Origin of the sequence: Allokutzneria albata, assembly GCF_900103775.1 — a bacterium.
Taxonomy (GTDB): Bacteria; Actinomycetota; Actinomycetes; order Mycobacteriales; family Pseudonocardiaceae; genus Allokutzneria; species Allokutzneria albata.
The window spans coordinates 2,499,917-2,518,627 of the sequence record NZ_LT629701.1 but is presented as its reverse complement, the minus strand read 5'-3'; the positions used below and the strand labels follow the sequence as shown (position 1 = coordinate 2,518,627).

12 protein-coding genes are annotated in these 18,711 nt (G+C 71.0%); 7 read left to right on the top strand and 5 right to left on the bottom strand.

Translation table 11 applies throughout. From position 1 onward, the window contains the following. Positions 1-34 precede the first annotated feature (34 nt). Together BLT28_RS11465 and BLT28_RS11460 are read left to right on the top strand one after the other, a co-directional pair. The gene (locus BLT28_RS11465; RefSeq protein WP_030432093.1) at positions 35-1,015 is read left to right on the top strand and encodes a TauD/TfdA family dioxygenase; all 981 of its coding nucleotides are present in this window, start codon (positions 35-37) and stop codon (positions 1,013-1,015) included. Further along, positions 1,012-2,259 carry an MFS transporter gene (locus BLT28_RS11460; protein WP_043813236.1) on the top strand — a complete coding sequence of 416 codons (1,248 nt, stop codon included), beginning with the start codon at positions 1,012-1,014 and terminating at the stop codon, positions 2,257-2,259. Before BLT28_RS11465 ends, BLT28_RS11460 begins: the two co-directional genes overlap by 4 nt. Here BLT28_RS11460 and BLT28_RS11455 read toward each other — a convergent pair. Further along, on the bottom strand, positions 2,243-3,124 hold the full coding sequence (locus BLT28_RS11455; RefSeq protein ID WP_030432095.1) for a TIGR03620 family F420-dependent LLM class oxidoreductase: 882 nt from the start codon (positions 3,122-3,124) through the stop codon (positions 2,243-2,245). The genes BLT28_RS11460 and BLT28_RS11455 overlap by 17 nt on opposite strands. A 109-nt stretch (positions 3,125-3,233) precedes the next feature. Here BLT28_RS11455 and BLT28_RS11450 point away from each other — a divergent pair, with 109 nt between their 5' ends. Beyond that, positions 3,234-3,758 carry a hypothetical protein gene (locus BLT28_RS11450; RefSeq protein WP_030432096.1) on the top strand — a complete coding sequence of 175 codons (525 nt, stop codon included), beginning with the start codon at positions 3,234-3,236 and terminating at the stop codon, positions 3,756-3,758. Here the strand turns inward: BLT28_RS11450 and BLT28_RS11445 are convergent. From BLT28_RS11445 to BLT28_RS11435, 3 genes are read right to left on the bottom strand one after another with little or no spacing between them, the layout of a single operon-like run. After that, positions 3,755-4,087, bottom strand: coding sequence for an ArsR/SmtB family transcription factor (locus BLT28_RS11445; protein ID WP_030432097.1), 333 nt, complete (start codon positions 4,085-4,087; stop codon positions 3,755-3,757). The two genes, BLT28_RS11450 and BLT28_RS11445, sit on opposite strands and share 4 nt — an antisense overlap. A 26-nt stretch (positions 4,088-4,113) precedes the next feature. Continuing rightward, entirely contained in the window at positions 4,114-4,746 is a 633-nt protein-coding gene (locus BLT28_RS11440) for a lysophospholipid acyltransferase family protein (protein ID WP_231950756.1), read from the bottom strand. Next, the gene (locus BLT28_RS11435) at positions 4,743-5,684 is read right to left on the bottom strand and encodes a beta-ketoacyl-ACP synthase III (RefSeq protein ID WP_030432099.1); all 942 of its coding nucleotides are present in this window, start codon (positions 5,682-5,684) and stop codon (positions 4,743-4,745) included. Before BLT28_RS11435 ends, BLT28_RS11440 begins: the two co-directional genes overlap by 4 nt. A gap of 65 nt (positions 5,685-5,749) precedes the next feature. On the opposite strand from BLT28_RS11435, the gene BLT28_RS11430 reads away from it, so the two are divergent. After that, entirely contained in the window at positions 5,750-6,349 is a 600-nt protein-coding gene (locus BLT28_RS11430; RefSeq protein ID WP_030432100.1) for a TetR/AcrR family transcriptional regulator, read from the top strand. Here the strand turns inward: BLT28_RS11430 and BLT28_RS11425 are convergent, their stop codons facing one another. Next, positions 6,350-7,291 (bottom strand): site-specific integrase, encoded by a 942-nt coding sequence (locus BLT28_RS11425; RefSeq protein ID WP_156051434.1) that lies wholly within the window; start codon positions 7,289-7,291, stop codon positions 6,350-6,352. Positions 7,292-7,766: 475 nt separating this feature from the next. Here BLT28_RS11425 and BLT28_RS11420 point away from each other — a divergent pair, with 475 nt between their 5' ends. The 3 genes from BLT28_RS11420 (at position 7,767) to BLT28_RS11410 (ending at position 18,685) form a co-directional block, all read left to right on the top strand. Next, positions 7,767-8,762 carry a class I SAM-dependent methyltransferase gene (locus tag BLT28_RS11420; RefSeq protein ID WP_231950754.1) on the top strand — a complete coding sequence of 332 codons (996 nt, stop codon included), beginning with the start codon at positions 7,767-7,769 and terminating at the stop codon, positions 8,760-8,762. Between the two features lie 61 nt (positions 8,763-8,823). Then, positions 8,824-9,036: an MbtH family protein gene (locus BLT28_RS11415; RefSeq protein WP_030432103.1), complete on the top strand. Its 213-nt coding sequence runs from the start codon at positions 8,824-8,826 to the stop codon at positions 9,034-9,036. Positions 9,037-9,130: 94 nt separating this feature from the next. Next, positions 9,131-18,685 (top strand): non-ribosomal peptide synthetase, encoded by a 9,555-nt coding sequence (locus BLT28_RS11410; RefSeq protein WP_052407849.1) that lies wholly within the window; start codon positions 9,131-9,133, stop codon positions 18,683-18,685. The last annotated feature ends 26 nt before the right edge of the window (positions 18,686-18,711 follow it).

The window sequence follows — 18,711 nt, the reverse complement described above, 5'->3', positions numbered from 1 at the left end:
CCGAACCTTCCCCCGAGACAGAGGAGCTTCTGGCGTGGACAAGATCACTCTCAGCTCTGCCGAGTCGGACGAGGTCGCCCGCCTCGCCGACGAGGTCCTCGGTGACGGCGACTCCTGGGACCCGCTGACGTTCGTGGACCGGGCCGGGCGGGTGGCCGAGCGGCTTCCCCTGCGGCTGCGGGAGTTCCTCGCCGAGGTGCGGGCCAACGAGTCGGACGTGACCGTGGTGTCCGGCCTGCCGATCGCCGACGACCTGGTGCCCACCCCGACCGGGTGGGACACCGCGGCCAAGACCGGCGCCGGGCAGCGCGAGGAGATCGTGCTGCTGCTCGTCGGCTCCGCGCTGGGCGAGGCGTTCGGCTGGGCCAACCAGCAGGACGGCCGCATCGTGCACGACGTCTGCCCGGCGCCCGGTATGGAGCGCTCGCTCACCAGCGCCAGCAGCGAGGCGGGGCTGTCGCTGCACACCGAGGACGTCTTCCACCCCTGCCGGGGTGACTACGTGTCCCTGCTGTGCCTGCGCAACCCGGACTCGGTGGGCACCACGTTCGTCCGGATCGCCGCGCTCGACCTGCCCGAGCAGACCAGGAAGGTGTTGTCGGAGAACAGGTTCCGCTTCTACCCGGACGACTCGCACGTCGGCGGGGTGCTGCTCGACGGCGACGGGACCGATCACCTGGCCGGCCGCGGCCACACCACGGGATCGGTGATCTTCGGCCCGCACGAGCGGCCCTACCTGCGCTTCGACATCGACTTCATGGCGGTGGAGGAGGGCGACACCGAGGCGGCGGCGGTCATGGCGGCCACCCAGGAGCACCTCAGCGCGGCGGTGGAGCGGGTCGTGCTCCAGCCCGGTGACGCCGTCTTCGTGGACAACTACCGCGTGGTGCACGGGCGTGAGCCGTTCCAGCCGCGCTACGACGGCAAGGACCGCTGGCTCAAGCGGCTCAACCTGATCCGCAACGTGCGCAGCATCTACGCGCTCAGCGACCGCCGATCCCGCATCATCGCATGAGCGCTCCGGTGTCGGAGACGAAGCTGTCCCGCAACAGGAACTTCCACCTGCTGTGGACGGCGCAGGCGGGTTCCGAGCTGAGCAACCAGGTGTTCGTGATCGCCTGTCCGCTGCTGGTGGCGGCGGTCTGGGCGTCACCGGCGTTGGCCGGGGTGGCGGGCTTCGTCCTGTCCGCCCTCCAGCTGCTCGCCGGCCTGCCCGCCGGGGTGCTCGCGGATCGGTGGGACCGCAGGAAGATCCTGGTGTTCTGCGCGTTGGCCAGGGCGTGCGCGTACGGTGGGCTGTGCGTCGCGATCTGGTCCGGCGCGCTGTTCTTCCCCTTCCTGCTGGCGGTGGCCGCCGTGGAGGGGGTGGCGCTGGCCCTGGCCTACCCGGCCGAGGAAGCGGCGCTGTCCCAGGTGGTTCCGCCCAGCCAGCTCTCCAGCGCGTTCGCCATGAACTCCGCCCGGGGATCGCTGGGCCAGCTGGGCGGCAACGCCTTCGGCGCCGCACTGCTCCAGCTGGGCCGGGCTTTTCCCTTCCTGCTCAACGCGATCCTGCAATCGTTGTCCTTCGTGGCCCTGCTCTTCCTGCGGCTGCCGCCGCGCGAGATCCCCGAGCGGCGCGCGTTCTCCGCCGAACTCGCCGAAGGCGTGCGATGGGTGCTGGGCAACGCGGTGCTGCGGATCATCGCGGCGTGCGCGGTGCTGCTCAACGTCAGCTTCGTCGCCCTGTACCTGGTTGTGCTGCTGGCCGCGCAGGCGAGGGGGACACCGGAGAGCGAGATCGGCCTGCTCGGGGTGATGCTCGGCGTCGGCGGTCTGCTCGGCGCGCTCGTCGCCCCCCGGCTGCTGCGCAGGCTCTCGCCGTACGCCTCGATCGCCGGGGTCATCGGGAGCTTCGTGCTCATCGCGCCGCTCCTGGCGTTCTCGTCGAACGTGCTGGAGGCCGGTGCCCTGCTCGCGGTGTCGGCGTTGCTGGCCCCGACGGCGAACACGGCGGTCATGACCTACCTGATGCTGCTGACCCCGGACGAGCTCCGGGGCCGGGTCGGCGGGGCGCTCGGGCTGCTCGACAGCGCGGGTGGCGCGTTCGGCTCGCTGGTCGGCGGAGTGCTGATGGAGCTGTTCGGTGGCCGGACCGCGCTGCTGCTCTGTGCCGCGTTCATGGTCGTCCCGGCGTTGCTCGTGGCGTTCAGCCCGGTGCTGCGCGCGTTCGACCACGACGTCGACACGGAGGCGAGCGGATCTACTCGCCCTCGTTGACCGCGCTGAGCAGGCGCCAGTAGGGCATCGCGGACTGCCCGGGTTCGACACCGATCACCTGGGCCGCGACGTGGTCGGCACCGGCCTCGACGTGGGCGTGCAGCTTCTTGACGATGGTGTCCGGATCGCCCCAGAAGACGAGATCGTCGATGATGCGGTCGCTGCCGCCGTGGTCGATCTCCTCGTCGGTGTAGCCGAGGCGGCGGAACTTCGCGATGTTGTAGGGGCTGGTGAGGTAGGTGTGCATGTGCCCGCGGGCGATCTCGCGGGCCTTGGCGGGGTCCGACTCGAACAGCACCGCGTGCTCGACACCGAGGAAGGCGTCGGGGCCGAGGATCTGGCGTGACCGCGCCGTGTGCTCGACGTTGACGTGGTAGCTCTGGGCGCCCGCAGCGCGATCGCGGGCCAGTTCGAGCATCTTCGGGCCGTAGGCGGCCAGGATGCGGCGGACGGGGGTGCTCGGAGCGGGGTTGGGCGAGTCCATCGAATCCAGCTCGTCGAGGTAGGCCTTCATCGCCGCGAGGGGTTTGACGTTCGTGCGCTTGTCGCCGCCGAACCCCAGGCCCAGCACGTGCCGGTCGGGGTAGGCGTCCGCGAGGAGCGTGCTGGCGCCGTGCGTCCAGCGGGCCTCGCGGGACCAGATCCGGGCGATCCCGTTGACGACGCGCATCCGTTCCGAAGCCGACAGCAGCACGGCGGCGTGGGTGAACGCGTCCCGCCCGAGCAGTTCGGGGACCCAGAGCGCCCGCCAGCCCAGCTCCTCCAGTTCCCGCACGGACTCACGGATCCTCGCCGCCTGCTGGAACTCGAAGTCGAAGGTGTAGAGCCCGAACCGGCCCAGGCCCAGGTCGCCGGTGCCACTCATCGCGCAACTCCTCGTGTGCGTCCGCCAAGTCAGATCGAAGTATCGCAAAATTACGATTTGACGGTCAAGTCCGGGACCGGTCCCGGTGCCCGGACCTAGGTTCCGCGGGGTGAAGACCTCTCGAATCACCGCGGCACTGCTGGCGGCGCTGGCCATGACCGGCTGCGCCGGCGGACCGCCGCCGCCCCCCGCTTCCCAGGTGCCGACCGCGACCGGCACGACCACCACCGCACCCACCACCACAACGACCACGACGACTGCCGCCGCCACGCCGACAGCAGCCGCCGACGGTGCGGACTACAAGGTGTGCGCGACCCGGAGCTGCGAGGTGGCGGTGTCGAAGCCGGTCGAGATCCGGTTCGGCGGCTCCGCTCCGGGCAAGCTGTCGATCAAGAAGGTCGCGGCCGGCGAGGTGGATTTCGACCTCGCGCTGAACAGGGGTGGCGGCGGCTCGGGCACGCTCAAGCCCGGCTGCTCCGCGTTCTCCTTCGGCGGTGGCGGTGGTTTCGGTTCCTTCGGCGGTCCGAACGCCGAGTGCGCGGCCAAGATGCCCGACGCCCGTCCCGGCAGCGTCACCCTTCAGCTGCCGGGGATGGGCGAGGGCACGGCGATCCTGCGGATCGTGACCGGCTAGAGCGTCCGGCCGAGCGTCCCGACGAGCTCGGCGATGCGCTGCTCGTCGCGCTTGTAGTGGGTCCACTTGCCGACGCGCGTCGCTCGCACCAGGCCCGCCCGCTCCAGCTCGGCCATGTACGCCGACACCGTGGACTGGGCAAGGCCCGCCTTCGCCCGGATGTGGGTCACGCAGATCCCCACCTCGGCGGGGTCGGCGATCGCGCCCTCCGCGGAGAAGTGGCGCTCGGGCTCCCGCAGCCACAGCAGCAGTTGCAGCCGCATCGGGTTCGACAGCGCCCTCAGCGCGCGGACCAGGTCCGGATCCGGTGAGACCGCGTTCTCCACCACGGCACCAGGATAATGCGGATCCACCGCTAGGCGGCGGCGTTGTACTCGGTGACGTGCTCCTGGCCGGTCAGGGCGCGGATCGCGGCCATGATCTCGTCGGTCGTCCTCCGCCGTTCGCGCGCGGTGTTCTCCCGTCCGGCGAACTCCAATGGCCGTCCGAAGTGGACGGTCACCCGGTGCGGGCGGGGGAGCCGGGAGCCGACCGGCTGCAGGCGTTCGGTGCCCTGGAGTCCCACGGGGACCACTGGCGCGCCCGTGGACAGCGCCAGCCAGGCTACTCCGGCCCGGCCTCGGTAGAGCCTGCCGTCGAGGGAGCGGGTGCCCTCGGGGTAGATGGCGAAAGCGTTGCCGCCGTTGATGATCCGCTGTGCCGCGTCGAGGGAGGCCCGCGCCGAGTGGTACGTGCCGCGCTCGACCGGGATCGCGCCGAGGGCGTGGAACAGGCGGCGCACCAGGCGACCGCGCAGGCCCTTCCCGGTGAAGTACTCGGCCTTCGCCAGGAACACCACGCGGCGGGGCGCCACCAGCGCGATCACCACGCTGTCCACGAAGGACAGGTGGTTGGCGGCGATGACCACCGGCCCGGTCCTCGGCACGTTCCCGGTGCCGAGCACGCGCGGGCGGAAGATCAGCCGGGCCAGGAACGAGAGCGTCCTCACGGGCACATCACCACCTGACCGGCCCACGACAGGCCGCCGCCGAAGGAGAACAGCAACACCGGAGAGCCGGTCGGGACCGCACCCAGCTCGACGAGCTTGGACAACGCGAGCGGGATGGAAGCGGCCGAGGTGTTGCCGGAGTCGACGACGTCCCGCGCGACGACCGCGTCGGTGATGCCGAGCCTGTCGACGAGCGCGTCGATGATCCGCAGGTTCGCCTGGTGGGTGACCACGGCGCCGAGGTCGGTGGGCGAGACCCCGGCACACTCGCACGTTTTCCGCGCCAGGGGAACGAGTTCGGTGGTCGCCCAGCGGAACACCTCGCGCCCCTCCTGGCGGAAGAGCGGGTGCCAGTCGCCGGAGATCCGCACCGCGTGCCCCCGCGTCGGGTCGGAGCCCCAGACGACCGGGCCGATGCCGTCCCGTCCGTCCGAGCCGGTGACCACCGCCGCCCCCGCGCCGTCGCCGAGCAGCACGCACGTCGAGCGGTCGGTCCAGTCGGTGATGTCGGACATCTTCTCCGCCCCGATGACCAGTGCGCCGCGAGCGGCCCCGGCGCGGATCGCGTGGTCGACGGTGGCCAGCGCCGTGCTGAACCCCGCACAGCCGTTGTTGACGTCGAACGCCGCTGCCGCAGGGATGTGCAGCCGCCCGGCGACCTGGGCGGCGATCGACGGGCAGCGGTCGATCGCGGAGCAGGTCGCGACCACCACCATGTCAACCTCGTCCGGGGCGAGGCCGGACCGGGCCAGCGCCTTCGCGGCGGCCTGCTCGGCGAGGTCGGTGACCGACTCGCGGAGCGCGAGGCGCCGGGTGGCGATGCCGGTGCGCTTGCGGATCCACTCGTCCGTGGTGTCGACGAGGGCGGTCAGGTCGTCATTGGTCATGACGTGTTCCGGCTGGTGGTGGCCGAGTGCGGCGATGCGGGGAGGAGGCATGCCGGGCAGTTTAGCGTCCGATCGATCGGACGCTAAATGTGGCGGAGGTGACTAGAGTGAGCGCCGTGAGTCCGCGCAGATCGGCGACCGACGCCAGGCACACCCGCTCGGTGATCCTCGACCGGGGAGTGGAGGTCGCCTCCGTCGAGGGCCTTGAGGGCCTGACCATCGGCAGGCTCGCGGCCGACCTGGGCATGAGCAAGTCCGGCCTGCTCGGCCACTTCGGGTCCAAGGAGGTCCTGCAGCTCGCGGTGATCGACACCGCCGCCGCGATCTTCGGGCAGGAGGTGCCGGGCCGGGCCACCGACGCCGAGCCAGGTCTGTCCCGGCTGCGCGCCCTCTGCGCGGCGTGGGTGTCCTACATGGAGCGCGGGGTGTTCCCCGGCGGCTGCTTCTTCACCGCCGCGGTCGCGGAGTTCGACGACCGCGAGGGACCGGTGCGCGACGCCGTCGCCGGGATGGTCGCGGTGTGGCGCCGCGACCTGGTGATCCAGATCAGGCTCGCGGTGAGCGCGGGCGAACTGCCCGGGGACACCGACCCCGACCAGCTGATGTTCGAGCTGTACGGCGTGATGTTGAGCCTGAACCACTCGCTGCGGCTCGACCGCGACCCCCGTGCCGGGGACCGCGCGCGGCGGGCGCTCGACCGGCTCCTCACCGGGTGATCACTGCTGTGGCAGGGGGATCAGCGCGGGCTGCACCGGGTCGTGCTCGCGCGGGTCGTCCGGCAGCGCGAGCTGTTCCGGGGCCGGGGCCGACCGGCGCAGCTCGGCCAGCGGGGGCAGCTCGATCGACTCGCCGCGCTCGGTGATCTCGGCGGCGGAGCGGGCGGCCCGGGTCGCGGTGAGCCCGTCGCCGAGCCCGGCCCGCTCCGCGCTGCGCAGCACCAGTCGCATCAGGTCGATCGCGGAGATCCGCCGCAGTCCCGAGCGCTCGTAGAACACATGCGTCCCAACGACATCCGGTCGCTCGGCGCACCACGCGCCGAGATAGCCGACCACCGCGGCGGGTAGTGGCAGCCACTGCTCACCGTCGTGCACGCCGCGCTCGGAGAGGTCGGCCAGCGTGCGCGTGGTGATGCGCTCCGGCCGCCACTGCGTGGCCACGAGCAGACCGACCAGCGCGGCACCGAGGCTGCCGCCGAGCCACGGATCGCGGTGCGCCTCGGCGACCAGCGCGCGTAACGCGTCGGCGTCGGCGCCGCTGGCCGGGTTGCGCGGGTGTGGCGGGTAGGCCGCCGCGGGGTCGAGGGCGCGGGCTTGTTGGACGGGGTTGGATTCGAGCAGCCCGGCCCGCACGCAGTGGGCGAAGAACGAGCTCCACGCGGTCGCCTTGGTGGCGATGGTGTCGTGCCGCCGCAGCGGGTGCGCTCGGTGATCGAGGTCGTGGCGGTGCCCGGTCAGGGTGTGCGCGTACGCGATCACGTCCTCGGCCCTGGTGGCGAGCAGGCCGCGGCCGCGGTGGCCCATCAGCCAGCCCGCGAGGCGGCCGAGGTCCCGGCGGTAGCGGGCCCGTGTGTGCTCCGAGGAAATGGTCGCCAGCCAGGCGGTCACCAGCCGCGACACAGCCGCGCTGGTCATGATCGGTGTCGTCCTTGCCTTGTCCATGTCGCGATGGTGACACCACCCCCTGACAACCGGGTCCGGCTCGACGAACGGCGAATCCGACGGCGGCGGTGGCTTTAAGGAATTTGTGGCTCACCGCTGCCCGATCGCCCTCGCCCGCCGCGTCGCCAGGACGGTGAGCCGGCCACACGACCAGCGCCGATCCCCGGCCCGCGCACCGGAACCATCACCGCGGCGGCTCTACCACAGGATTATCCACGGTCAAAGCGATGGAATCATCATCATCCGGGAACGACAACCTGACCCAGTTTATTAAGACGTCGCTAAATATGTTTGACGCTCTATAGTTGCAATGCATAAGGTCGATGACAGCTGTCGACGCCTGGTCTGAATGCTCCGGTTCGCGGACATTTTCTCGGCAGTTTCGCCCAACGTAGTCGTGGGAACTTATCGGGATTGTTGAATGGAGTGAGTCCGGATGAACTCTCCTGTGGTTGGCTCGGAATCCGAGCGCGCGGTGGCTTCCATCTTCAACTCCGCGGTCGCCGCGGCCTCGATCGGGGCGGCCTGGGAGTTGGGAGCCCTCGAAGAGTTGCGCGAGAACGGCAAGCTGGACGTGCAGAGTTTCGCGCTGCAGAACGACCTCGACCTGGCGTCGACGCAGGGCATGATCACCGCACTGGCGGTGGTCGGCGTGGTCGAGCGGGATCGGGACAGCGTTGTGGTCGGCCGCCATTTCGACGAGGCCTACCGGACCAAGTCGCTGTTCCACTGGCTCTGCCTCGGTTCCGGCGAGCTGTTCGCGAGGATGCAGTACGTGCTGCGCAACGAGAACCGCACCGGTGACTTCTACCGGCGGGACTCGGCGGCGATCGGCTACGCCTGCCGGGACATCAACACGCAGTACTTCGACCCGGCGTTCTGGGCCGCCATGGACGACCTCGACCACGACTTATCCTACGTCGCCGACCTCGGCTGCGGCAGCGGCGGGCGGCTGATCCAGGTTCTCCGGCGCCATCCGCGGGCGAAGGGCCTCGGTCTGGACCTCGCCGGCCCCGCGCTCAAGGTCGCCGAGAAGGAGACGGCCGAACTCGGCATGTCCGACCGCCTCTCCTTCGCCGAGGCCGACGCGCGCAACATCGGGACGAGGGCCGAGTTCGCCGAGGTCGACCTGCTGACCTGCTTCATGATGGGACACGACTTCTGGCCGCGGGAGAACTGCGTCGCCACCCTGCGCAGGCTGCGGGAGGCCTTCCCCAACGTTCGCCGTTTCCTGCTCGGTGACGCCACCCGGATTCTGCTCGACGACCCGCGGACCGAGCACGCCGTGACCGAGGACAACGTGCCCGTGTTCACCCTCGGGTTCGAGGTCGGCCACGCCATGATGGATGTCTACATTCCCACCCTCGCCGAGTGGGAGGGCGTGTTCGAAGAGGGTGGCTGGCGGTGCGTGAACAAGCGCCTCATCGAGTCCCTGACGCTGTCCGTGATTTTTGAGCTGGAACGTGCGTGAGTATTTCAGGTGGGCTTGCGTCAGTCGTTCTCCGCTGTTTTTCTCGATTGGTTCACCAGTGATGACGAATCCGTTCGACGATCCTGTGGGCAGCTACTCCGTCCTGATCAACGACGAGGGTCAGCATTCGTTGTGGAGGGACGGGGTGGACGTTCCCCGGGGGTGGCGCGTGGTGCACGGCGGGGCGAGTCGCGAGTCGTGCCTCCGCTATGTCGACGAGAACTGGACCGATCTGCGTCCGGCTGGTCTCGCAGCGCGGATGGACAACCGCTGAGCAGTTTCTTTCGCGGCGCGGGCGGTCGCTCGTGATTCGCCGTACCCGATTTCGGTAGCTGGGAATTTTCGGTTCGAGATGCGCGGAGGTTGGTGTGGATCGCGCGGTACGTCTGGCGGCTTCGACGGCACTGTCGTTCACCGAGCTGTTCGAGGCACAGGTCATGCGTTCGCCGGAGGCGACGGCACTGGCGCACGACGACACGTGGTTGTCCTACGCCGAGCTGAACGCGCGGGCGAACCGGCTGGCCAGGGCACTGGTCGCCCGCGGGGCCACACCGGAGCGGCTGGTCGCGCTCGTGCTGCCGCGCGGGCCGGAGTTCGTCATCAGCGTTCTCGCCGCGCTCAAGGCGGGCGCGCCGTTCCTGCCGATCGACGCGGGCTATCCCGAGGAGCGGATCGAGTTCCTGTTCTCCGACGCGGCGCCCACGCTCGTGGTCGGCGTCGGCGCGACCGAGGCGGTGGTCCCGGCCGGCCCGGACGCCGTGCGGCTGTCGCTCGACGATCCCGGCCTCACCGCCGAGCTGGCCGGGAACCGTTCGGACAACCTCACCGACGCGGACCGGAACGCCCCGCTCGCACTGGACAACGCGGCGTACGTCATCTACACCTCCGGGTCCACCGGCAGGCCCAAGGGCGTGATCATCACGCACGCCGGTGCCGTCACCGTGCCGAGGCTGGCCGAGCGGTTCGGGCTCGACGAGAACAGCCGCTCGCTCCAGTTCGCCCCCACCGGCTTCGACGCCGCGCTCTGGGACATCTTCACCCCGCTGTTCACCGGGGGCGCGATCGTCGCCGCCGCCACCGGACGAACGAGTTCCTACACCGCGCTGGCCGAACTGCTCGTGGAGCAGAAGGTCACCCACGCCACCATTCCGCCGGCCGCGCTGGCCGCCATGCCGCCGGAGACCTTCCCCCAGGGCGTGTCGCTGTTCCTCGCCGGGGAGGCCTTCGCGCCGACCCTGCTGGCGACCTGGGCGCGGGGGCGGACGGTGGTCAACGGGTACGGCGCCACCGAGGCGACCATCTGCACCACGGTGAGCCGGCCGCTGACCGACGCGGTCCTGCCACCACTGGGCACTCCGGTCGCCGACACCACGATGTACGTGCTCGACGAACGGCTGCGGCCGGTCGAACCAGGTGCGGTGGGGGAGGCCTACATCGGCGGTATCGGCCTGGCCCGCGGCTACCTCAACCGACCGGGCCTGACCGCCGAGCGGTTCGTGGCCAACCCGTTCGAGCGAGCCGGCGGCGTGATGTACCGGACCGGTGATCTCGTCCGGCTCACCACCGACGGGGAATGGCACTTCGTCGGACGGGCCGACAACCAGGTCAAGATCCGCGGGTTCCGGGTCGAGCTGGGCGAGATCGAGCTCGCGCTCGCCGCGCACGAGCAGGTGGACCGGGCCGCGGTCGTGGTCCGCCGCGACGACGAGGGCGGCCAGCAGCTGGTGGCGCACCTGGTCGCCGCGGGCGCGGCCGAACTCGACCGGGACACGCTGCGCGCGTTCCTCGGGCAGCGGTTGCCCGACTACATGGTGCCCGCGCTGTTCATCCGGCACGACGCCTTCCCGCTGACCGAGCACGGCAAGATCGACCGCGGTGCCCTGTCCGCCGCGACCGGCACGCGGCTGCTCCCCGGCCGCGGCGCCGGGCGGACCGAGGCCGGCACACCGACCGAACAGCGCCTCGCCGAGATCTGGCGCGACGTGCTCGGGCTGGACTCGGTGGGCTTCGAGGACGACTTCTTCGCCCAGGGCGGTGACTCCCTGCGCGCGCTGAGGGTGCTGCGGGCGGCGATGGCGGCGTTCGAGGTGCACATCCCGCTCGAACTGTTGTTCACCGAGCCGACGATCGCCGGGTTCGCCGCCGCCATCGACGCGCTGGACGCCGATGCGCTGTCGACGATCGAACCGGCACCGCGGAGCGGACCCATCCCGCTGTCCCCGGTGCAGGAACGCCTGTGGTTCCTTCAGGAGTTCGACCAGGACTCGTTCGAGTACAACGTGGACGGTGGACTGAGGTTCGTCGGCGAGCTCGACCGCGATGCGCTGCGGACGGCCGTCGACGGCCTGGTCGCCGCGCACGAGTCACTGCGGCTCCGCTTCGGTTCACGAGCCGGCCGGGGGCACCAGACCGTGTCGCCCGCCACGCCGGTCGATGTGTCCACTGTGGATCTGAGCGGGTTCGCGGACGCGGAGCGCCGCGCTGAGTTCGAACGCCGGATCCGGCCGGAGCTGACCCGGCCCTTCGACCTCCGCCAGGACCCGCCGTGCCGCTGGTGGTTGTTCCGGTTCTCCGACACCGAGCACGTGCTGGTGTTCTCCCTGCACCACATCGTCACCGACGGCACGTCGGTCCGCCTGATGGCGGAGGAGCTTTGCCACCGCTACACGGCGGCCGTCGAGGGGCGCGCCCCCGACATCACGTCGGGGCGCCTGCAGTACCCGGACTTCGCCGTGTGGCAGCGGGCGGAATGGTCCGAGGCCGCGACCGCGAGGCACCTGGACTACTGGCGCGGGCAACTGGCAGAGCTGTCGGTAGCCGAAGTCGCGACCGACTACCCCCGGCCCGCGGTGCGCCGCGGTGCCGGTTCGCGGTGCTCCTACCGGATTCCGGACGAGCTGGCCGCGCGCCTGCGGCAGGTCGGCGCGGACGCCGACACCACGCTGTTCGCGACCTTGGTCGCCGTGGTGCAGGTCCTGCTCGCCCGCTACACCGGTGAGCAGGACATCGCCGTCGGCACCGTCACCAACGGCCGGAGCCGGCCCGAGGTCGAGCACATGCTCGGCTTCTTCATCAACAACCTGGTGCTGCGTTCCGAGGTCGATCCCGGCCTGCCGTTCGGCGAGTTCCTCCGCGCGGTCAGCGGCACCATCCGGGACGGCTTCGCGCACCAGGACGTGCCGTTCGACCGGATCGTCGACGCGCTGCGGGTGGACCGCGACACCAGCAGGACACCGCTGTTCCAGGCCATCGTCGTGCTGCAGAACGCCTGGTTGACCGACCGCGAACTGCCGGGCGCGCGGATCGAACGCGCGGATCTGCCCGATGTGGTGGCGGTCGCCGATCTGGTGTTCGAGTTCGAGGAGGCCGACGGGCGGCTGGAGGGCAGGATCGGCTACGACACCGCCCTGTTCGCGCCGGAGACGATCGAACGGATGGCGGCGAACCTGCTGACCCTGCTCGACGCCGTCACCAGCGACGCCGACCGGCCGATCGCCGCCATCCCGGCGCTGGCAGAAGACCAGCGCCGGCGGATCGTGGTCGACTTCAACGACTCTGCAGGCCCGCAGCCGCTGGACGTGCCGCTGCACGAACTGTTCGCCGGGCACGTCCGGTCCGCTCCGGACGCCACCGCGGTCGTCTACGGCGACGACCGGCTCAGCTACGCCGAGCTCGACGCGCGGTCCAGTCGACTGGCGCACCACCTGATCGGCGTCGGTGTGCGGCCGGGCGATGTCGTGGCGATCTGCGCCGAGCGCGGGCTCGATCTCCCGATCGGCCTGCTCGCGATCCTCAAGACCGGTGCCGCCTACCTCACCGTCGACGCGAAGGCGCCCGTCGAGCGCACCCGGTTCATGATCGACGATGCCGGTGCCGCGGTCGCTGTCGTCACGGAGCGGTACGCCGACCAGTACCGCGACATCGTCGCCAGAGTGATCGTTCCGGACTCCGAAGAGGCCGAGATCGCCCGGCAACCGAGCCAGGCCCCGGACATCGCGGTCACCGGGGACGACCTCGCCTGCGTGCTGTTCACCTCGGGCTCGACGGGCCGCCCCAAGGGCGCGGTATCACCGCACCGGGCGACCGTGCACGCCTTGTGCGAGACGGGTTTCTTCGAGCTCGGCCCGCGCGAGGTGATCCTGCAGAGCATGGGTGTCTCCTGGGACGGCCTTTCCCTGGAGCTGTGGTCGGCGCTGCTGCACGGCGCGACGCTGGTGTTCTACCCGGGCGACTCGATCGACGCCGACGTGCTGGTGTCCGAGGTGCGCAGGCACGGGGTCACCACCCTGTGCCTGGCCGCCGGGCTGTTCAACGTGCTCGCCGAGAGCCACGCGGACCTGTTCGGCTCGGTGCGCCAGGTGCTCTTCGGCGGCGACGTGGCCTCGATGGCGCACATCCGCACGATCGCGCGCGCCTACCCGGACCTCCGGCTGATCAACGGTTACGGGCCGGTGGAAACCATGATCGTCGCCGCGTGCCACCGGGTCCGGCAGCGGGACGTGGCCGACGGGCGGTCGATGGTCCCCATCGGACCGCCACTGCGCAACCGCCGCCTCTACGTCGTGGACGCCGCGTTGCGGCCGGTGCCGATCGGCGTCGCCGGTGAGCTCTACATCGGCGGCCCCGGCGTCGCGTACGGCTACGCGAACCGGCCGGACCTGACCGCGGAACGGTTCGTCGCCGATCCCTTCGGTCCGCCCGGTTCCCGGCTCTACCGGACCGGCGACCTCGCCAGGTGGACCGGCGAGGGGTATCTGGAGTTCCTCGGCCGGGCCGACGACCAGGTCAAGGTGCGCGGCTTCCGGATCGAACCCGGTGAGATCGAAACGGTGCTCGCCGACGATCCCCGGGTGAAGGCGGCCGTGGTGCTGGTGCGCGAGGACACCCCGGGGGTCAAGCGGCTGGTCGGCTACGTCGCCGCCGACGAGGGCGCGGGGGTGGACGCCGCCGGCCTGCGCGCGGCGGCCGCGAACCGCCTGCCGGACTACATGGTCCCGGCCGACCTGGTCGTGCTGAGCGAATTCCCGTTGACCCGCAACGGAAAGCTGGACCGGGCGGCCCTGCCCGCGCCGACCGGGCGGCTCGATGACGACCACGTCGCGCCGCGCACCCCGGTCGAGCGGGAGATCGCCAGGGTGTGGAGCGAGGTACTCGGTGTGCACCCCGTGGGCGTCACCGACAACTTCTTCGAGCTCGGCGGCGACTCGATCCTGAGCCTGCAGGTCGTGTCCAGGGCCCGCGAGGCCGGGCTGGCGCTCAGCTCGCGCCTCATCTTCCGCCACCAGACCGTGGCCGAGCTCGCCGCGGCGACAGCAGGGAACGCGGTCGCCGGGGCCGAACGAGGCCCGGTCTCCGGTCCGGTACCCCTCCTGCCGATCCAGCGGTGGTACCTGGACCACCACCCGGACCACGCTGAGCACTTCAACCAGTGGATGCGCGTCGACCTGTTGCCGGGCACCGACACCGAGGCGCTGCACGACGCGCTGAGGCTGCTCGGCGCCCACCACGACGCGCTGCGCCTGCGCTTCTCGGCGAGCCCGGAGGGGTGGCGGCAGGAGCTGGTCCCGGCCGAGGAGCCGGTGGGCTGGGAGCACCACGATCTGTCCGATGTGGACCCCGCGGCACGCGAGGCGCGGGCGGCCGAACTGTTCGACGCGGCGCAGCGCTCGTTCCGGCTGGACCACGGTCCGCTGCTTCGGGCCGTGGTGGTGAGTTTCGGTGACGAGGCGCCCGCCCAGTTGCTGCTGGCCGCACACCACCTGGTGATGGACGCGGTGTCCTGGCGCGTCCTGCTGACCGACCTGACCAACGCCTACCAGCAGCTTCGCCGGGGAGACACGGCGGAGCCCCCGGCACGGACCACCTCGTTCGCGGCGTGGGCCGACATGCTGGCCACTGCCGCCGGGGCCGGGCGGTTCGATGACGAGGTGGACCACTGGCGCGCCGGCGCCGAGCCGGTGCCGCGCGACCTGGACGGCGCCAACCTGGCAGGTACGGCGAGAACCGTCACGGTGCGCGTGGACCGCGCCGACACCGAGGCGCTGCTGCGGCTGGTTCCGGCCGTTTACCGCGCCAGGATCGACGAAGCGCTGCTGACCGTGCTCGGCTCGACCCTGGCCGGCTGGACCGGGCGGGCGGACGTGCTCATCGACCTGGAAGGCCACGGCCGAGAGGACGGCCTCGACGTCTTCGGCGCGGAAGGGGAGTCGGTCGACCTGTCCCGCACCCTCGGCTGGTTCACCGCGCTGTACCCGGTGCGGCTGTCCGTGCCCGGCGGCGCGGACACCTCCGAGACGCTGAAATCGGTGAAGGAGCAGCTGCGTGCCCTGCCCCGGCGCGGTCTCGGGTACGGCGCTCTGCGCTACCTCACCGGCGCCGCAGTGGACGTCGCGAGCCCCGAGATCAGCTTCAACTACCTCGGTCGATGGGACAGCGCCACGGCGGACAACGAGCTCTTCCACGGCCGCTCGCTGCGCATGGGGCTCGACCAGCACCCGCACCACACCCGGGCGCACCTGATCGACGTCGTCGCGACCGTCCAATCCGGACAGCTCGAACTGAGCTGGACGTACTCGCCCTCGGTGCACCACGAGCACACGGTCACCGCGCTCGCCGAAGGCATGGCGAACGGCGTGCGCGACCTGGTCCGCCACTGCGTCGAACCCGGCGCCGGTGGCTGCACCCCGTCGGACTTCCCGCTCGCCGCGCTGGACCAGGCCGCGCTCGACCGGATCGTCGGCGCCGACCGCGACGTGGTCGACATCTACCCGCTCACCCTGATGCAGCAGGGCATGCTGATCCACAGCCTCGCCGAACCCGAGGAGGACGTCTACCACGCACAGGTGGACTTCGTCCTCGACGGAGTGTCCGATGTGAACACCCTGGGCCGGGCGTGGCAGGAGGTCGTGGACCGGCTCGACATCCTGCGGACCTCGCTGGTGTGGCAGGACGTCCCGGTGCCGCTGCAGGTCGTGCGCCGCGGGGTGGAGCTGCCGATCACCTACTTCGACTGGTCCGGGCTCGATGCGCGCGAGCAGCAGGAGGAGCTGGACGCCTACCTGGCCACCGACCGGGCTGCGAAGTTCACGCTGGCCGAGCCGACCATCGCCAGGGTCGCCATCGCGGCGCTGTCCGGCGACAGCGTGGCCGTGGTGTTCACCTTCCACCACGTCCTGCTCGACGGCTGGAGCGTGCAGCAGATCTTCGCGGAACTGTTCGCCGGCTACGCCCGACTGTCCGGAAGGGACGGTGCGGCGACCCCGGTGCGGCGACGCCCGTTCGCCGACTACGTCGGCTGGCTCGCCCGGCAGGACCACCAGGCCGCCGAGGTGTACTGGCGGGACGTGCTGGACGGTCTGCCGGAATCCCCGGCGCTGCCCTATGACCGGGAACCGGTGCCAGGACACCGATCCCGGGGCACCGCCCAGGTGCGCAGGGAACTGCCGCCGGAGCTGCGGCGCGGACTGGACGCGCTCACCAAGCGGAAGCGGTTGACGCTCAACGCCGTCGTGCAGGGCGCCTGGGCACTGCTGCTGGCCGGGTACTCCGGGCAGCGCGACGTCCGCTTCGGTTCGGTCGTGTCCGGCCGCGACGGTGACCTCGACGGCGTCGAGGACATCTGCGGGCTCGTCATCAACACGATCCCGGTGCGCGCCAAGGTCGACGGGGACCGGCCCGTCCTCGACTGGCTCGCCGAACTGCAGGACGCGCAGGCGAGGTCGCGGGAGTTCAGCTACACCTCGCTCACCCAGCTCGCCGGTTGGCTCGGCGCCGACGAGGCCGCGGTTCCCGGCAGGACCGCGTTGTTCGACAGCGCGGTGGTGTTCGAGAACTACCCGGTGCGCTACGACGTCGCCGCGGAGCACGGGCTCGGGATTCGGGACCTGCACGCCGCCGATGCCAACAACTTCCCGCTCACCCTGGTGTTCTTCGCCGCCGACGAGCCGTCGTTCATGCTCGCCTACGACGGTGAGCTCTTCGACGTCGGCACGATGCAGCGGCTGGCAGACCACCTGACCGAGCTGCTGTCGGCGATCGTCGACGCGGACGGGCGGAACCTGGCCGCGGTCACCATGCTCACCGCGGCCGAGCGCGCCGAGCTGGCGCGGTGGAACGACACCGCGGTGGACTACCCGGCCGAGGCCACCCTGCACGAGCTGTTCGAGCGGCAGGCGAGCCGGACCCCGGATCGCACGGCGGTCGTCTGCGGCGCCGGGAGCCTGACGTACCGGGAACTGGACGAGTCGGCCAACCGGTTGGCGCACCAGCTGATCGACGCCGGGGTCGGCGCGGACAGCATCGTCGCGATCATGCTGTGGCGTGGGCTGGACATGGTCGTGAGCATGCTCGCCGCGCACAAGGCGGGCGGTGGCTACGCCATGATCGACCCGGAGTACCCGAGCGAGCGGATCGGCCTGATGCTCGGTGACCTCACCCCCGCCGTGGTGGTGGCCGACCAGGACCTCGCCGAGCGGCTTCCGGCGACCGACACGCCGGTGCTGCGGGTCGACGCCGATGCCGAGGCCATCGCGGCCCGCCCCTCGGTGCGCCCTGACGGCGGGGCGAGCGCCGACACGGTCGCCTGCGTCATGTTCACCTCGGGATCCACCGGACGGCCCAAGGGCGTGTGCGCACCGCACCGCGCGATGGTGCGCACGTTCACCGGCCAGGACTTCCTCGATTTCGGCGGGGAGCAAGTGTTCCTGCAGTACTCGCCGATGTCGTGGGACGCGGCGCAGATGGAGCTGTGGTCGGTGCTGCTCCACGGCGGCACCACCGTGCTCTGCCCGAGCCACAAGCTGGACCTGCCCCTGCTCGTCTCGCTGATCGACGAGCACCGGGTCACCACGCTGTGGTTGTCGGCGAGCCTGTTCAACGCCGTGGTGGACAACCACCCCGAGGTGCTCGACAGCGTCCGCCAGGTCGCGACCGGTGGCGAAGCGGCCTCGACCCCGCACATCCGGGCCGCCCGCGGGCGCCACCCGAACCTGCGCCTCGTGCACGGCTGCGGACCGGTGGAGAGCATGGTCTTCGCGACCACGCACCAGATCACCGCCGAGGACACCGGGCCGCTGATCCCGATCGGCGCGCCCATGCCCAACACCCGCGGCTACGTGCTCGACGGGAACCTCAACCAGGTTCCGGTCGGCGTCGCCGGTGAGTGGTACATCGGTGGTGACGGACTCGCCCGCGGCTATCTCGGCCTGCCCGGCCTGACGGCGGAACGGTTCGTCGCCGATCCCTTCGGCCCGCCTGGTTCCCGGCTCTACCGGACCGGTGACCTGGTGCGGTGGCGGCCGGACGGCACGATGGAGATGCTGGGCCGGATCGACGACCAGGTGAAGATCCGCGGCCACCGGATCGAACCGGGCGAGATCGAGGCCGTGCTGCTGGACCACCCGGACGTCGCCGCGGCCTCCGTCGTCGTGCGCGAGGACCAGCCCGGTGTTCGCAGGCTCACCGCCTACCTGGTACCTGCCGGCTCCTGCGACGCCGCGCGGGTGCGGGACTTCCTCGCCGACCGGCTGCCCGACTACCTGGTGCCCGCCGCGTTCGTCGTGCTCGACGCCCTGCCGCTGACCTCGACCGGCAAGGTCGACCGGTCGGCGCTGCCGGAGCCGGAGGAGCGGGGCGAACTCCTCGCCGGCTACGTGGCCCCGGAAACCCCGACCGAGCAGGGACTGGCCAGGTTGTGGGTGCAGGTGCTCGGCGTGTCCCGGGTCGGCCTCGACGACAACTTCTTCGACCTCGGCGGGGACTCGATCCTCACCATCCGCCTGCTGTCGGAGATCAAGGCGGCCTTCGGCGTGAAGCTCTCGCCCCGGGTGGTCTTCGACTCGCCCACCGTGCGGAAGCTGGCGGCGGCCGTGGAGACCGCGGTGCTGGAGGACATCGAACGGTCACTCGTCCAGGAGGGCGGCTGACGTGGTGCGGACGCACCGGCTCGAAC

What these genes read in the sequence shown, in the direction of transcription:
- BLT28_RS11415 (WP_030432103.1), top strand. Translation starts at nt 8,824, where the DNA reads ATGACGAATCCGTTCGACGATCCTGTGGGCAGCTACTCCGTCCTGATC.
- BLT28_RS11460 (WP_043813236.1), top strand. Translation starts at nt 1,012, where the DNA reads ATGAGCGCTCCGGTGTCGGAGACGAAGCTGTCCCGCAACAGGAACTTC.
- BLT28_RS11425 (WP_156051434.1), bottom strand. Translation starts at nt 7,291, where the DNA reads ATGGACAAGGCAAGGACGACACCGATCATGACCAGCGCGGCTGTGTCG.
- BLT28_RS11435 (WP_030432099.1), bottom strand. Translation starts at nt 5,684, where the DNA reads ATGCCTCCTCCCCGCATCGCCGCACTCGGCCACCACCAGCCGGAACAC.
- BLT28_RS11455 (WP_030432095.1), bottom strand. Translation starts at nt 3,124, where the DNA reads ATGAGTGGCACCGGCGACCTGGGCCTGGGCCGGTTCGGGCTCTACACC.